Origin of the sequence: Hyphomonas sp. CY54-11-8 (assembly GCF_000682735.1) — a bacterium.
Classification (GTDB): domain Bacteria; phylum Pseudomonadota; class Alphaproteobacteria; order Caulobacterales; family Hyphomonadaceae; genus Hyphomonas.
Genome location: NZ_AWFD01000001.1, coordinates 15,226 through 28,924, shown reverse-complemented (window position 1 = coordinate 28,924; position 13,699 = coordinate 15,226). Strand labels below are relative to the sequence as shown.

At 62.4% G+C, this 13,699-nt stretch carries 18 protein-coding genes; 5 read left to right on the top strand and 13 right to left on the bottom strand.

Annotation, left to right across the window (positions count from 1 at the left end; all coding sequences use genetic code 11):
* Positions 1-16: 16 nt before the first annotated feature.
* Positions 17-904, bottom strand: a complete 888-nt coding sequence (locus tag HY17_RS00180) for a CoA ester lyase (RefSeq protein WP_034760913.1) — start codon at positions 902-904, stop codon at positions 17-19.
* A 130-nt stretch (positions 905-1,034) separates the two neighbouring features.
* On the opposite strand from HY17_RS00180, the gene HY17_RS00175 reads away from it, so the two are divergent.
* Genes HY17_RS00175 through HY17_RS00165 form a run of 3 tightly spaced genes read left to right on the top strand, consistent with a single transcriptional unit; the run spans position 1,035 to position 3,295 of the window.
* On the top strand, positions 1,035-1,556 hold the full coding sequence (locus tag HY17_RS00175) for a hypothetical protein (RefSeq protein WP_034760910.1): 522 nt from the start codon (positions 1,035-1,037) through the stop codon (positions 1,554-1,556).
* Between the two features lie 16 nt (positions 1,557-1,572).
* Complete coding sequence (locus HY17_RS00170) at positions 1,573-2,676, top strand: serine hydrolase domain-containing protein (RefSeq protein ID WP_034760907.1); 1,104 nt, start codon at positions 1,573-1,575, stop codon at positions 2,674-2,676.
* Position 2,677: 1 nt separating this feature from the next.
* Positions 2,678-3,295, top strand: coding sequence for a LysE family translocator (locus tag HY17_RS00165; protein WP_034760904.1), 618 nt, complete (start codon positions 2,678-2,680; stop codon positions 3,293-3,295).
* A gap of 133 nt (positions 3,296-3,428) precedes the next feature.
* Here the strand turns inward: HY17_RS00165 and rarD are convergent, their stop codons facing one another.
* Positions 3,429-4,337 (bottom strand): EamA family transporter RarD, encoded by a 909-nt coding sequence (rarD, locus tag HY17_RS00160; RefSeq protein ID WP_034760901.1) that lies wholly within the window; start codon positions 4,335-4,337, stop codon positions 3,429-3,431.
* Positions 4,338-4,465: 128 nt separating this feature from the next.
* On the opposite strand from rarD, the gene HY17_RS19040 reads away from it, so the two are divergent.
* On the top strand, positions 4,466-5,845 hold the full coding sequence (locus tag HY17_RS19040) for a mechanosensitive ion channel family protein (protein ID WP_051599450.1): 1,380 nt from the start codon (positions 4,466-4,468) through the stop codon (positions 5,843-5,845).
* Here HY17_RS19040 and HY17_RS00150 read toward each other — a convergent pair.
* Positions 5,842-6,885, bottom strand: a complete 1,044-nt coding sequence (locus HY17_RS00150; RefSeq protein WP_034760899.1) for an aspartate-semialdehyde dehydrogenase — start codon at positions 6,883-6,885, stop codon at positions 5,842-5,844. The two genes, HY17_RS19040 and HY17_RS00150, sit on opposite strands and share 4 nt — an antisense overlap.
* Before the next feature lie 134 nt (positions 6,886-7,019).
* On the opposite strand from HY17_RS00150, the gene HY17_RS00145 reads away from it, so the two are divergent.
* Entirely contained in the window at positions 7,020-7,391 is a 372-nt protein-coding gene (locus tag HY17_RS00145) for a nuclear transport factor 2 family protein (protein WP_034760896.1), read from the top strand.
* A gap of 12 nt (positions 7,392-7,403) precedes the next feature.
* Here the strand turns inward: HY17_RS00145 and HY17_RS00140 are convergent, their stop codons facing one another.
* From HY17_RS00140 to HY17_RS00095, 10 genes are all read right to left on the bottom strand, one after another.
* Entirely contained in the window at positions 7,404-7,958 is a 555-nt protein-coding gene (locus HY17_RS00140; RefSeq protein ID WP_034760894.1) for a hypothetical protein, read from the bottom strand.
* A gap of 42 nt (positions 7,959-8,000) precedes the next feature.
* On the bottom strand, positions 8,001-9,197 hold the full coding sequence (locus HY17_RS00135; RefSeq protein ID WP_034760891.1) for an amidohydrolase family protein: 1,197 nt from the start codon (positions 9,195-9,197) through the stop codon (positions 8,001-8,003).
* A gap of 78 nt (positions 9,198-9,275) precedes the next feature.
* Complete coding sequence (leuB, locus tag HY17_RS00130) at positions 9,276-10,328, bottom strand: 3-isopropylmalate dehydrogenase (RefSeq protein WP_034760888.1); 1,053 nt, start codon at positions 10,326-10,328, stop codon at positions 9,276-9,278.
* Positions 10,329-10,448: 120 nt separating this feature from the next.
* Positions 10,449-10,757, bottom strand: coding sequence for a hypothetical protein (locus HY17_RS00125; protein WP_034760885.1), 309 nt, complete (start codon positions 10,755-10,757; stop codon positions 10,449-10,451).
* 21 nt (positions 10,758-10,778) lie between these two features.
* Positions 10,779-11,063: a hypothetical protein gene (locus HY17_RS00120; RefSeq protein ID WP_034760883.1), complete on the bottom strand. Its 285-nt coding sequence runs from the start codon at positions 11,061-11,063 to the stop codon at positions 10,779-10,781.
* Between the two features lie 97 nt (positions 11,064-11,160).
* Positions 11,161-11,457: a putative quinol monooxygenase gene (locus HY17_RS00115; protein ID WP_034760880.1), complete on the bottom strand. Its 297-nt coding sequence runs from the start codon at positions 11,455-11,457 to the stop codon at positions 11,161-11,163.
* Positions 11,454-11,639, bottom strand: coding sequence for a hypothetical protein (locus HY17_RS00110; RefSeq protein ID WP_034760877.1), 186 nt, complete (start codon positions 11,637-11,639; stop codon positions 11,454-11,456). The genes HY17_RS00115 and HY17_RS00110 overlap by 4 nt, the downstream gene beginning before the upstream one ends.
* Before the next feature lie 31 nt (positions 11,640-11,670).
* Positions 11,671-12,300 carry a 3-isopropylmalate dehydratase small subunit gene (gene leuD, locus HY17_RS00105; RefSeq protein WP_034760874.1) on the bottom strand — a complete coding sequence of 210 codons (630 nt, stop codon included), beginning with the start codon at positions 12,298-12,300 and terminating at the stop codon, positions 11,671-11,673.
* A gap of 10 nt (positions 12,301-12,310) precedes the next feature.
* Positions 12,311-13,165, bottom strand: a complete 855-nt coding sequence (locus HY17_RS00100; protein ID WP_034760871.1) for a VOC family protein — start codon at positions 13,163-13,165, stop codon at positions 12,311-12,313.
* Positions 13,162-13,644 carry a hypothetical protein gene (locus HY17_RS00095; RefSeq protein WP_034760869.1) on the bottom strand — a complete coding sequence of 161 codons (483 nt, stop codon included), beginning with the start codon at positions 13,642-13,644 and terminating at the stop codon, positions 13,162-13,164. The genes HY17_RS00100 and HY17_RS00095 overlap by 4 nt, the downstream gene beginning before the upstream one ends.
* Positions 13,645-13,699 lie beyond the last annotated feature (55 nt).

Genomic DNA, 13,699 nt, shown 5'->3' with positions numbered 1-13,699 from the left:
TTCTACCCTTCCCCGCTCAGGCCGTTTCGAAGGCGCGGATGGCCTCGTCCATGGCGACGGTACGGCGGGCTTCTTCCAAGTGGAGCAGCTCGGTCATCTTGCCGTTCACTTTCAGCACGCCCTTGCCGGCATTGGCCGGGTCGGCGAAGGCCTCGATCACGGCTTTCGCCTGTTCGACGTCATTATGGCTCGGCGCGAAGACACGGTTGGCGGTGTCCAGCTGCGACGGGTGGATCAGCGTCTTGCCGTCAAAGCCGAGGTCGCGGCCCTGTTCGCATTCGAAGATCAGGCCGTCCTCGTCCTTGATGTCGTTGAAGACGCCATCGATGGCGGTGACGCCATAGGCGCGGGCCGCCGCGATGGTCAGCTGCAGCGCTGTCTGGAAGGCGATCCGATCGCGCGTCATCCGGGCCCGGTATTCCTTGGCCAGGTCATTGGTGCCCATCACGAAAGTGGTGAGGCGTGTCTCGGCGGCGGTGGCGGCGATTTCCTCGATATGCAGGATCGCTTTCGGCATTTCGATCATCACCCAGAGGCCGAAATCGGCAGGTGCGCCCGCCTCGGTCAGCGCTTTGTCGAGCGCGTGAATATCGGCAGCAGATTCGACCTTCGGCGCCAAAACGGCCTTTGCGCCGCTGGAAACCGCCATTTTCAAGTCATCGGCGCCCCATTCGGTGGCGAGCCCGTTCATGCGGATGACAATCTCGCGGTAGCCATATCCGCCCTGTTTCACGGCGCTGAGGATAGCTTCGCGCGCGGTAAGCTTCGCGTCCGGTGCAACAGCGTCTTCCAGATCCAGCAACAGCGTGTCAGCCGGCAGGCCGCGGGCCTTTTCCAGGGCCCGTTCATTGGCGCCGGGCATGTAGAGACAGGAGCGGCGCGGGCGGTGCGTCTGTGAAGCCATGGTCGTTCAATCCCTTTTCAAGCGCGCGGACTATCGCCTCGCACTGCTGCGGGTGCAACTGCGGCAATTGCTTCAGACATGGAAAACCGTTTAGCTCGGGCCTTCAGTCCAGACACATCGGCAGGCTTCCATGGCCCGGCGCTTCACGCTCTCTCTCCTCCTGATGGCTGCAACCCTCGCCCCGCCAGCGTTTGCCGAATTGGTGACGGCCAACCAGCTGCGCGACGAACTCGCGAAGTATGGCGCCGAAGCCATGGAAATTTCTTACGAGGACGGCCACCCGGTGCTGACCGGGGAGATGCTTGGCCAGGCTTTCGATGTAACGCTCAGCGATTGCGAAGGACCGCAGAATGCATGCCGCGCGCTTCGCTATGTGTCCTGCCATGAGATGGCGGACTTTTCGCGCATCGAAGCGCTGGAAATCGCCAACACACACAATGCCGGTTACCGGGACACCACAGCCTTTGCCGAAGAGAAATGGTTCGGACAGGTCGTGTGCCTCCGCCTGCAGCAGGAGTTCCGGGGCGAGACGGAATTCGGCCTGCGGCAAGTGTTCGAATGGCAGATCGAGCTGGAAGACTTCCTGCAGGAAATGGATGATGCGCGGGCGGTGAAACAGGCAGCAAACAGCCTCGACAACAGCGCGGATTAGGCCGTATGGCCGGGGCATGACTGACTTCCCGATTTCCGGCTTCACGGCCGCTGGCCTCGAAAACGTCCGTGACGTGTTCGAAGCGAACTTCAGAGATATGGACGAACTGGGCGCCGGCTTCGCCGTCTATCACCGGGGCGAGCTGGTCGCCTCGCTGCTGGGTGGCTGGGCCGACCGGCAGAAATCTGTGCCGTGGGGCGCCGAGACGCTGGTGCCGGTCTATTCGACCACCAAGGGCATCGCCGCCTTCGTCCTCGCCTCCCTCGTCGACACGCTGCCGGATGGCTATGAAACCCCGGTCGCGTCCATCTGGCCGGAATTTGCCGCGAACGGAAAAGAGGCTGTCACGATCGGACAGGCCCTCAGCCATCAGGCCGGCCTGCCCGGTTTCCCGGAAGAGATCGACCCCGGACTCTGGCTGGACCCGCCCGCCTGCGCGGCTGCCATCGCAGCGCTTGCCCCGATGTGGCCGCCGGGCACGGCGCACGGCTACCACCCGCTGACCTGGGGCTACATCGCCGGGGAGATCGCCCGCCGTATCAGCGGAGAAACGCTCGGCACGACACTGAAGTCGATGTTCGGGGATGTGGATTTCCATATCGGCCTGCCCGCCAGCGAACATGGCCGCTGCGCCGACATCAAACGCCCGAGCGCCCTCGCAGACCTTGGTGAGCTGAACGACTACCGGAAGGCGGCCTTCGTCTACAAATGGTCCGCACCAAACCGGGGCGGCGCCATCTGGCGCGAGATCGAAATTCCGTCCGCCAACGGTCATGGCACCGCCGAAAGCGTTGGCGCGATTTACCATCACTATGCCCGCAATGGCGGCGGCAAGCTGCGCGACGGCATCTTCGAAGACCTGATACGCCCGCGCACCCACGGACCCGATCTTGTGCTGCCGCTGGAGACCAGCTTCGGCGCCGGCATCATGCTGAACACGCACGGCCTGTTCGGACCAAACCCGGCCACACTCGGCCATTCCGGCTGGGGCGGGTCGATGGCCGTGTCCGATCCGGATGCTGAACTGACCTGCGCCTATGTCATGAACCGGCAATCGAACGTGCTGGTCGGGGATCCGCGCGCCGTTCGCCTCGTCGAAGCCGTCTACGCAGCCCTCTGACATGTTTGCCTCGCTCGACTGGCCTGCTTTCATCGTTGCCATGCTGGCCGTGGAACTGACGCCCGGCCCGAACATGGGCTGGCTCGCCACCCTGTCGGCGCGCGCTGGCCGGCAACATGGCATGAAGGCGGTGGCGGGGATTACGCTCGGGCTCGCCATCCAACTGCTGGCGGCTGCGACGGGCCTCTCTGCCCTCCTCGCCGGATCGGTGACGCTTTACGAAGCACTGCGTTGGGGCGGCGTGGCCTTCATGCTCTATCTCGCCTGGGAAGCCTTCAGCGACGACGGCTCGGCGCCGCCCGCCATGGCGAACAAGCTGGCGGGCTTCCGGCGCGGCCTGATCGCCAATTTGCTGAACCCCAAGGCGCTGGTCTTCTACCTTCTGGTCGTCGGCCAGTTCGCCGATCCACGGCTCGGGCATCTCTGGCTGCAGATCCTGGCGCTCGGCGGCCTGCACATCCTCCTCTCCCTGATTGTCCATGTAACCATCGTCCTGGTGGCGGATGGACTTGGCGGAGTTCTGGAAAAGTGGCGTGCCTCATTTGCTGCGCGGATATGTTTTGGCCTCGCGCTCGCTGTCGTGGCGCTCTGGATCGCGATGTCCACCTCACGCGCCTGATTTGTCCTGTGTCTCGCGATCTGGCGCATTTATTGCAGGATACGGCCTCAGATAGGAAACCCATCACTATCTGTCAGAAACTGATACGCCCCGGTGCCTGTTCCCCTGGCTCCGGGGCTTTTTTGTCCCGCTATCAGGCAGGCCGCGCCGCGCGGGCCAGCCGGCGGGCCTTTGCCTCGCCTACCATGGAATCGACGGTGAACACGGCCAGCGCCAGCCAGATGAAGCCGAACGCGATGGCCAGCGTCATGCCAAATGGCTCCCGGAAAATGAAGACCGCGATCAGGAACTGAATGCTCGGCCCGATATATTGCATCATGCCGATGGTCGACAATTTGAGGCGCTTGGCCGCCAGCGCGAACAGGATCAGCGGGAAGGCCGTGATCGGACCCGCCGCCATTAGCAGCGGAATATCCCATCCGCCCTGCCCCATCGGGCGGCCATCCGGCTGCTGCACGAACCAGACAAGCCAGCCGACCGCCAGAGGGACAAGCACGACGACTTCCATCAGGAACCCTGCCCGGCTGTCGACCGCGACCTTCTTCCGGATGACGCCATAGGACGCAAAACTCATGCAGAGGAACAGGGCAATCCACGGCACATGCCCGTAAGCGAACGTCACAACGCCAACCCCCACCGCCGCGATTCCGACCGATGCCCATTGGGCCGGGCGCAGCTTCTCGGCAAAGAACACCATGCCGAACAGCACGCTCACCAGTGGATTGATGAAATAGCCAAGCGAAGCCTCGATCGTCCGGTCGGCATTCACCGCCCAGATATACACGCCCCAGTTCAGCCCGATGATCAGGCCGGAAAGCAGCAGCCATTTGGCCGTATGCCGCTGGAAAGCGACGCGGATATCCCGCCAGTTCCCGGCCAGCGCGATTAGCACCACGGCGGTCGGCACGGACCAGATGACCCGGTGCGCCAGCAATTCCTGCGGCAGGACATGACGCATCGCCCGGATGTACAGCGGCAGGCTGCCCCAGATGAAATAGGCCGTCAGGCCGACAAAAAATCCGAAACGCTGGCTTGAAGACATGCGCCGCGCTGTATCAACACGGCTGCCCCTTGGATAGTCACGAAATCCGGCTTTGGTTGCCTTGAGCCGCGCATCGTCTAGATTTCAAGAAGAAACAGTCACGTAACGCCCGGAGATATGCCCGCCCGATGGAAGAAGAAACATCCCCGTCCCTGCTGAACTCGCTGAAGTTCCAGGATGTGCTTCATTCCATCCAGGATGATCTGGTCAAGCTGGCCGCCGAGTTCGTTTCCTACGCCTCGCTCTGGCAATTCCTGGCAATCGTCATTGCAGGGATCGCCGGCTTTTTCCTGTCTCGCGTCCCTGTTACAAGGCTGAAGAAACTGGCTGCCAGCCGCGAGCGGCCGGACGTGTTGTTCCACGCCTCCATTTCCTCCGCCCGGATTGTCTGGCCGGTCGTGACCGCGCTCCTGCTCTGGGTCACGATCCCGGCCTTTGAGCAATTCGGCCTGCGCAACGAGATCCTGCGCGTCGCGGCCAGCCTGCTCAATGCCTGGATCATCGTGCGGCTGATCACATCGAACATCCGTGACGGGATGGTGGCGAACACGCTGGCCCTGCTCGCCTGGCTGATCGCGGCACTCTACATCCTGCGGCTGCTGCAGCCGGTGACGCAGTCGCTCGATTCCACCATCATCGAACTCGGCGGGGTGAAGTTCTCCATCCTGCGCCTGCTGACCAGCCTCGCGGTCGCCGCCTTCGCCCTCTGGCTTGGCCGGATTGCGGGCGACGCGGCCCAGGCACAGCTGCGCAGTTCAAAAAAGCTGACACCGTCCATGGCCGGGCTGCTCGGCCAGGTGCTGAAGATTGCCTTCATCATCATCGCCATCCTGATTGCGCTGCAGGTTGTGGGCGTGAACCTGACGGCCCTGACCATCCTCTCCGGTACGCTGGGCATCGGTATCGGCTTCGGTCTGCAGGCAATCTTCTCGAACTTCGTGTCGGGCCTGATCATCCTGATCGAAAAGTCTGTAAAGGTCGGCGACTTCATCGAACTTCAGTCCGGCGTCACGGGTCTTGTGCGGGAGATCAATATCCGCTCCACCCTCGTCACCACGAACGACAATGTCGACATCCTCGTGCCAAACGAGGAGTTCATCAAGGCGCAGGTCATCAACTGGACCCATCGCGAAGCGCGCCGCCGCGTGCGTGTGCCGTTCGGTGTGGCTTATGGGTCAGACAAGGAACTGGTCCGCAAGGCAGGCCTCGAGGCCGCCGAGGAAGTCGAGTGGACGCTGAAAGGCATGCCGGGCCGCACGCCGCAGGTCTGGCTGACCAAGTTCGGAGACAGCGCACTGGAATTCGAACTCGTCGTCTGGCTAACCGATGCTGCCGTCAGCCGCCCGGCCCGCGTCGTCGCCGACTATAACTGGGCGCTGCACACGGCGCTGGAGAAATACGAACTTGAGATCCCCTTCCCGCAGCGCGACCTTCATCTCAAAAGCGCAACGGGCCTCAACGTCACCGTCGAGACCCGCAAAGCGAAATTTGATTCGGAGACGGACTAGTCCGTCACAGCCGGTTGTTTCTCCGGCTTGATGACGCCGCGGTTCAGGAGCTCCTCGGCGATCTGGATCGCGTTCAGCGCCGCGCCCTTGCGGAGGTTATCGGAGACGCACCAGAACATCAGGCCGTTCTCGACGGTCGGGTCCTTGCGCACGCGGCTGATGAAGGTCGCCCAGTCGCCGACGCACTCTTTCGGCGTGATGTAGAGGTCTTCTTCCGGATCATCGACCAGCATGATGCCGGGGCTTTCACGCAGCAGGTCCTGCGCTTCCTTCGCGCTCATCGGTGCATTCAGTTCCACGCTGACCGCTTCGGAGTGGCCGACAAAGACCGGCACACGCACACAGGTGGCGACGAGCTCGATGCTCTCGTCGACGATCTTCTTCGTCTCGACGCGCATCTTCCACTCTTCCTTTGTGAAGCCGTCCTCCATGAAGACGTCGATCTGCGGGATCACGTTGAAGGCGATTTCCTTCTGGAAGATCTCCGGCGTCGGTTCGTCATTCACATAGATGCCGCGCGTCTGGTTCCACAGCTCGTCCATGGCATCCTTGCCGGCGCCGGAGACGGACTGGTAGGTCGAGACGACGACGCGCTTGACGCCCACGGCATCATGCAGCGGCTTCAGGGCCACCACGAGCTGCGCGGTCGAGCAGTTCGGGTTCGCGATGATCATCTTCTTCTTGTAGTCCATCACCGCTTCGCCATTGCACTCCGGCACGACCAGCGGCACGTCCGGGTCCATCCGCCAGGCGGAGGAATTGTCGATGGTGATGGCGCCGGCCTTGGCGATCTTCGGACACCATTGTTTCGCGGTGGACCCGCCAGCCGACATCAGGACGAGATCGACCTTGGAAAAGTCGAAACTTTCGATGTCCTGGCATTTCAGCGTGCGGTCGCCATAGGAGACTTCCTTGCCGAGCGACCGGCGGGAGGCCACGGCGTAAACTTCGTCCGCCGGGAACATGCGCTCGTCCAGAATGGCCAGCAATTCACGCCCGACATTTCCTGTCGCGCCGACAATCGCAATCCGTGTGCCCATGGCTTTCTCGCTCCTCGTAATTCGAGGCGGGCTTATGGCGCATTTCTTATCGATGCGCAAAGCCTGTTGCCATCCGGTCCCCTGTCAGGCAGACCGAAGGGGCTCCCGGAGACACATATGGAGGCCCCAGCCCCATGCTCGACGACGTAATTGCCCGCTATATTCAAAGCTATAACGCCCGTGACATTGACGGCATGCTCGACTGCGTGACCGACGATGTCGTGTTCGAAAACATCTCCAATGCCGGCGGATCCATGCGCCTCGACGGCAAGGACATGATGCGCCAGGTTGCCGAATTGTCCGGAAATGCCTTTTCCTACCGGCGCCAGCGGCTGATCAATGTCGTGTCAGGCGCCGGCAAGGCTGCCGCCGAGATCGAATTCGAAGGCAAGGCAGCAGTCGACCTGCCGAACGGCATCAAGGCTGGCGAAACCGTGAAGGTCCGCGGCGCGAGTTTCTTCGAATTCCGCGGCAATTTGCTCTGCCGGATCGCCGACTACAGCTAGTTCAGGGTCGCCCTATTCTTCCGCAACGCAGCTTACATGATGCGCAGGCGCGTAAGCCTCTGCAATCCGGTCCATGTCTGCAATGAAGGGCGCGGGCATCTCGCTACGGATCTCGGCCCAGACAACCGCACCGCCCGGCGTGCAGATCACTTTCAGATAATCCGGCGCCGCGCCAACCTCGAAGTTTGCGCCCGGTACCAGTCCGCGTTTCGTTCGGTCCCAGATCTGGAACGTTGCCCAGGCATGTTCACGCATGATGTAGCCAAAGCGCAGCTGGTCCGTCGCATCCAGCGGCGGTGCCCCCTCCATTCCGGCCAGGAACACCTTCGCGGTGTTGCGGTCTGAATAGATCGAGGCACGGAAGGCCGACCATTGCGTCATGGTGGCATTGGATTCGTTGCGCAGCGTGACCGTATTCCCTTCATGCAACTGGATGCCGACAAAAATCAGCGAGATGACGATGGCGACGGCACTGACAATCTGGGCAATGAAGGCGAGGTATTCTACACGCGCGCGGCGTTGGGCGAGTTTCGCCTCCCGCGTCTCTGACGGGTCTTCGTCTGCCATCTACCATCCCCCCCTTAAGGCGCTGACCTGTCCCTTAAAGGATCAGGCCGACTGCTGCAGTTCCGGCACGCGCAGGTCCGGGGCCAGGCCCTGCCCCATCATGTCGATGAAGTTGCCGGAATAGAAAGCCTTGATGGCGCGTTCCGGCAGGCCTTCGAGCGTCTGGTCGAACCGTTTCAGCGGATTGCGGCCGCCTTCGACATGCGGAAAGTCGGAAGAGAACATGGCGATCTCCTCGCCCGCTTCGCGGACAATCCAGCCGGCGTCCTCATGCGGATAGGGCGCGGCGCGAAACTGGCGGCGGACAATCTCCGAGGGCTTCGCGGTCAGTTTCTGAAGGCGCTCCTCATTGCGCATGAAGGCATGGGCCGCCGAATCCATAGCCCGCATCCAGCCCGGCACCCAGTTCGCGCCAAGTTCGATGGCGCCCCATTTCAGGTCCGGGAACCGGTCAAAAACGCCGTCGAAGATCAGCGTTGCCAGCGTCTGCATCGCCGCTTCGGGGATCGGCATATAGGAGACAGAGGTGAAATTGTCGTCGCCGCCATGGAAATCCGGCACCGGCGGCAGGCCGTTTTCTTTGTACATCGGATTGAGTTTCGTCTCGCCGCCGACATGGAGCACGACCGGAAGGCCCGCCTCCTGCGCCAGCGCCCAGACCGGATCGAGCGCGACATGGCTCGGCGAGTGATGCTGCGGGCAGCGGCTCGGCACCATCAGCGCCTTTGCGCCAAGTTCGATGGCGAGCTTAGCCGTGGTGAGCGAGCGGTCGAAATCCTCCAGCGGCACATAGGCAACAGCCAGAAGGCGGCGGTCGATGCTGCAGAAGTCCGTCATCATCCGGTTATGCGCATCAGCAGCGGCATAACAGAGCTCCATGTCGTCGCCCTGATCGAGGCCGAAATTACCGAGGCAATGTGTGGTGAAAACGAGCTGGCTGGCGAAGCCGAGCTTGTCTAGCGTGTGCGGCCGGTCCTGCCGGAGCCAGGCGCCATGCGCATCGTAATTCTTCCGCAAAAGGATATTGTCGTCCGCCTCCGCCCGGAACGCCGCATCCTGTTGCAGGTCCAGCCGTTCCCGGATCCAGTCCGACTTCGCCGCGGTCCGCAGTTCCTTCACGCGCGGCACGGCCAGGAACCGGTCCAGCAGCTTCTTTTCAAAATACGGATCGAGACAATCGACAGGCTCCATCAAATGGCTGTCGGCATCGTGGATCAGACGTCCATCGGCGTATGACATGGCATTCCTCCCTCATGTTTTTGGGGGAATGCTCTCACGCAGAAAGAAGACGGGCAATCTTTCCCTTAGGTCAGCCCGTCAGAGCGCGGCAATGATGGTGTCCGCCATTTCGCGGGTCGTGAGGCTGCCGCCAAGGTCTTTCGTGCGGGCGCCCTGATCGAGCGCCTTGCCGACGGCCGCGAACAGGATATCCGCCGTTTTCTCCCGGCCGAGCGACCAGCGCAGTGCCATTTCCAGCGACAGGATGGCCGCGCACGGATTGGCAATGCCCTGCCCGGCAATGTCCGGCGCCGAACCATGCACCGGCTCATACAGGCCCGGTGTCCCCGGTGCGCCAAGCGACGCGGACGGCAGCATGCCGATGGACCCGGTCAGCATGGCGGCTTCGTCCGACAGGATGTCGCCGAAGAGATTGTCCGCGAGGATCACGTCGAACTGTTTCGGGGCCCGCACAAGTTCCATCGCGCAGGCATCGGCATACATGTGGCTGAGGTCCACGCCCGCGCCCATTTCGGCATGGGCGAGCGTGACTTCCTGACGCCAGAACAGGCCGGATTCCATGACGTTCGACTTCTCGACCGAGCAGACCTTGCCCTGACGCCCGCGGGCGATCTCGAAAGCGACCTGCGCCACGCGCTCGATTTCAGGGTGGGTATAGACCGCCGTGTCATAGCCCCGGCGGATGCCGCTGGTTTCATCGATGCCGCGCGGCTGGCCAAAATAGACCCCGCCCGTCAGCTCGCGGACGATCATAAGGTCGAGACCCTCGACAACGTCGCGCTTCAGGCTGGAAGCTTCCACAAGCGCCGGGAAGCAAAAGGCCGGACGCAAATTTGCGAACACGTCGAGGCCTTTGCGCAGGGCCAGCAGGCCCGCTTCCGGGCGCTTGTCCCGCGCAGCGCCGACCCATTTCGGACCGCCGACGGCGCCCAGCAGGACCGCACTGGCATGGCGTGCATGCGCCAGCGTGTCTTCCGTCAGCGGGTCGCCATGCGCATCGATGGAGGCACCGCCGACCAGGCCTTCTTCCAGCTTGAGGTCAGGCGCGACGACTTCCACCACGCGGCGGACTTCGGCGATGACTTCTGGTCCAATCCCGTCACCCGGGAGCAAGAGGAGTGTCTGATGCATGTTCAGGCCTGTATGCTACGCAAAACCGATGGGTGCGGCTCTACCCCCGCAGGGCCGCGCTGTCACCCATGGTTTTTGACGCAGACAGGCCCCGGATCAGGCGCCGCAGCAAGGATCAGCTCAGCTGCAGCTTCCCTGCGCCTGTGTTGAGCAGCCTGAGTTCAGACGCTGGAACTTGTCCGTCTGCTCTTTGGCACTGTCGTTCGTGTAATCGTCAAAGGCGTCCCAGGCTGCCTGCGTCTTGCAGATCTTTTCCGGGAAACGCGTGCCGGTCACCGGAATGCTGCGGCAGATGACGTCTTCGCCTTCCGCCGTCACGATCTTGGCCGCGGAAGCTTCATCAGACGGGCTCCCGGCAACGGGTGTCGTGCATCCCGCGATCGAGAAGAACAGGGCAAGTGACGATAGCCCGGTTGAAAGGTGTTTCATTGCTTGCCCTCTCTTCAGGTATCAGCCGCCGGCGTTGGTCGAGGCGCCGGACTGAATGCGCTGGAACTTGTCCGTGGATTCCTTGGCATTGCCATTGGTGTATGCGTCATACTGCTCCCAGGCCTCAGCGGTCTTGCATTCCTTTTGCGGGAAGCGGGTACCGGTGACCTTGATGTTGCGGCAGACGAGCGGTTCGCCATTGGGGCCGACATTGGCGGCAGCCGTTTGTGTGGTTGCAGCTGGTGTCGAGCAGGCTGTTGCCAACGCAGCCAGACCAAGCGCGGAGAGACAGAGAACGCGTTTCATGCACAAATCCTTATTGTTGGGCGATATGCGTAGCCGCTGCCTGCGCCCGGCGCAATGGCCGCGTGGTCACATTTTCCTACAACCAAAGCGCGAAGCGTCAAATGGGTTCCGGCTCGGATTCGTAGAGGCGTAAGGACCGGTCCGTAATCCCGAGACCGGCAAATTCGGCGCGCCAGGCAGCCATGTGCGGCGTGTCGAAATGTGCTTTCAGCGCTTCCCGGCTTTCCCAGCGCTCCGTCACCCGGACGAGCCCCGGATCCAGCACATCGAGACTGTAGGCATAGTCGAGACAGCCGTCCTCCGCGCGGCTGGCACGGATCATGGTTTCCATGGCCGGACGGGCAGCTTCAATCCGCTCGGGCGGAACTCTCACAGTGCCTTCGATGATGATCATGCGTCCGGCTCGCTTTCTTCGGGGGCTGAGGCACCGTCGTCTTCAGGCGCCGTGGCGTCTGCCGGCGGCTTGTCCGGCAGGGTCACGTTCACTTCCGGCTTTATCGAGAACGGATCATTGTGGCAGGCACCGAGACCCGCCAGGCCCAGCACGAGGAAGATCGGTTTCAGTCTGTCCGGCATCGGGTTTCCCTTCTCGAATGCCGGCCGGGTCTCAGCCCGCCGGCTCAAGCCACGGGGTGGAGACCTTGCGGGTCGCCTCGTAGCTGCTGATGTCGCTTTCAGCCTTCAGCGAGGCGCCAATCTCGTCGAGGCCCTGCAGCAGATTGGACTTGCGGCCAGGATCGACATCAAAATTGTAGGTCTCGCCATCAGGCGCCGTCACCGTCTGCGTTTCAAGGTCCACCGAGAAGATGTGGTTGGACCCGCCAGCCTGTTGCGCGAGTTTTTCGCACACATCCACCGGCAGGCGGACAGGCAGGATGCCGTTCTTGTAGCAATTATTGTGGAAGATATCGGCAAAGCTCGGTGCGATGATGACCGAGATGCCCTGGTCCGCCAGCGCCCATGGCGCATGCTCGCGGGAAGACCCACAACCAAAATTCTCACCCGCAATCAGGATGCCTGCTTTCGAAAATTCCGGCTTGTTGAGCACGAAATCCGGTTTCGGGGAGCCATCGGCCAGCGTTTTCAACTCGTAGAACAGGCCTTTCGACAGGCCGGTCCGCTCGGTTGTTTTCAGGAACTGTTTCGGGATGATCATGTCCGTGTCGACATTGGACATGAGCTTGCCCTTTTCGAGCAGCGGCGCAGCGGTTCCGGTGATTTCAGTAAACGGTGTCATGGCGGCGTTCTTACTTCGGCTCATGCGCAATGAAAAGCGTCGGAACGCCCATTGTGCCATCCCGCACGGTAAAGACGCTGGAGCCGGGTTTGCGGCCCTTGCGCAGTTCCGAAACGTTGAAGCCCATGTCGGTGAGGCGCGCATGCGCCGCGGTGAGATCGGCCACTTCCCAGGTCAGGCCCCAGATCCTGTCTGGCCCGACCGGATCGTGCGTCTCGCCAAGGCGGTGGATCACTTCGAAGGTCAGCCCGCCGGTGCGGAAGAACAGGAAGCGCGTCTTCCATTGCGGAGCATTGCGGTCGAGCGCAAGGTCGAGACCGAGGCGTGCGCCATAAAGACCGAGCGCCCGGTCCGGGTTCGGCGTATCGATGACGATATGATCGAGCGAGACGACCGCGCCTTCCGGATCGACCTGCGGCGGCAGGGGCGTTTCAGGCTGGATCAGGAAGGTTTTCACGCCGGCGGTCTGGTCGGCCGCGCAGCGGAAACGTTTCCAGCGGCGGGTGGCCCCATCCAGCGTATTTGTGCTCTCGCCCGGCGCAATCTCGGTCGGCAGCATGCCCCGGCGGGTAAGCTTGTGATGCGCGGCCTCAATGTCAGCCGTGCCGAAGGCCAGCGTCTTCAGACCGGGGCCCTCTGCCTCGATGATCTCCCGCAACCGGTCGGCCACCGGCCCCTCTCCGGCAGGCGCCATCAGTTCGAGGCTGGTGTTGGCCACCTTGAAGATCGCCGTCGCGGCGCCGCCTTCGGCGATGGCACGCCAGACCGGCGGACGGCCGAGCAGGCTTTCATAAACCGCCGCGCCGGAGTCGATCTCGGGCACGACGAGAACGATATGGTCGAGACCGGTGACGAGCTGGCTCATGTCTTTTTCTTCTTTCTGTCTTTTCTTCCAAAGCGCTTGCGGCGCGGAAACGGCATGACACGGAGCTGTTCGCCCTCATGGGCGAGCGCCACAAGCCGCCCTTCCCCGTCTAGCCAGGCTTCGCCTTCCAGTTCGCCCTGCTTGCGCAGCTTCCGTACCCGACGCGAAATGCGCAGCGGCGTGATCCAGACGTCTTCGCCGATTTTCACTTCCGCCAGGAACGCCGCCGACTCCCCGTCGGATGTCCGGTTGATCTCGAACTGCACGGTCTGGGGCGTCCCGGTCTCCAGAACATATACCCGGCGCCGGTCGAACCGCAGCGAGAACCACGACATGACCACGAGATAGACGCCGAACCCGGCCAGTAGCAACTGCACCCAGCCAGACACGTCCAGCCGGATCATCGCGTCGAGTCCTGCGGCCATCGCCAGCATGACGAGGCCGAGGACGAAAAGGGCGATGGTGTGCAGGGCGGCCAAACGAAAACACTCTCCGGCGGGATCCTGAAGATGGGTTCTACAAAACCCCGCCGGA

Bases quoted from the DNA above. Each gene is read 5' to 3' on its own strand.
- HY17_RS00180 (WP_034760913.1), bottom strand. From the start codon at position 904: ATGGCTTCACAGACGCACCGCCCGCGCCGCTCCTGTCTCTACATGCCC.
- HY17_RS00175 (WP_034760910.1), top strand. From the start codon at position 1,035: ATGGCCCGGCGCTTCACGCTCTCTCTCCTCCTGATGGCTGCAACCCTC.
- HY17_RS00170 (WP_034760907.1), top strand. From the start codon at position 1,573: ATGACTGACTTCCCGATTTCCGGCTTCACGGCCGCTGGCCTCGAAAAC.
- HY17_RS00165 (WP_034760904.1), top strand. From the start codon at position 2,678: ATGTTTGCCTCGCTCGACTGGCCTGCTTTCATCGTTGCCATGCTGGCC.
- rarD (WP_034760901.1), bottom strand. From the start codon at position 4,337: ATGTCTTCAAGCCAGCGTTTCGGATTTTTTGTCGGCCTGACGGCCTAT.
- HY17_RS19040 (WP_051599450.1), top strand. From the start codon at position 4,466: ATGGAAGAAGAAACATCCCCGTCCCTGCTGAACTCGCTGAAGTTCCAG.
- HY17_RS00150 (WP_034760899.1), bottom strand. From the start codon at position 6,885: ATGGGCACACGGATTGCGATTGTCGGCGCGACAGGAAATGTCGGGCGT.
- HY17_RS00145 (WP_034760896.1), top strand. From the start codon at position 7,020: ATGCTCGACGACGTAATTGCCCGCTATATTCAAAGCTATAACGCCCGT.
- HY17_RS00140 (WP_034760894.1), bottom strand. From the start codon at position 7,958: ATGGCAGACGAAGACCCGTCAGAGACGCGGGAGGCGAAACTCGCCCAA.
- HY17_RS00135 (WP_034760891.1), bottom strand. From the start codon at position 9,197: ATGTCATACGCCGATGGACGTCTGATCCACGATGCCGACAGCCATTTG.
- leuB (WP_034760888.1), bottom strand. From the start codon at position 10,328: ATGCATCAGACACTCCTCTTGCTCCCGGGTGACGGGATTGGACCAGAA.
- HY17_RS00125 (WP_034760885.1), bottom strand. From the start codon at position 10,757: ATGAAACACCTTTCAACCGGGCTATCGTCACTTGCCCTGTTCTTCTCG.
- HY17_RS00120 (WP_034760883.1), bottom strand. From the start codon at position 11,063: ATGAAACGCGTTCTCTGTCTCTCCGCGCTTGGTCTGGCTGCGTTGGCA.
- HY17_RS00115 (WP_034760880.1), bottom strand. From the start codon at position 11,457: ATGATCATCATCGAAGGCACTGTGAGAGTTCCGCCCGAGCGGATTGAA.
- HY17_RS00110 (WP_034760877.1), bottom strand. From the start codon at position 11,639: ATGCCGGACAGACTGAAACCGATCTTCCTCGTGCTGGGCCTGGCGGGT.
- leuD (WP_034760874.1), bottom strand. From the start codon at position 12,300: ATGACACCGTTTACTGAAATCACCGGAACCGCTGCGCCGCTGCTCGAA.
- HY17_RS00100 (WP_034760871.1), bottom strand. From the start codon at position 13,165: ATGAGCCAGCTCGTCACCGGTCTCGACCATATCGTTCTCGTCGTGCCC.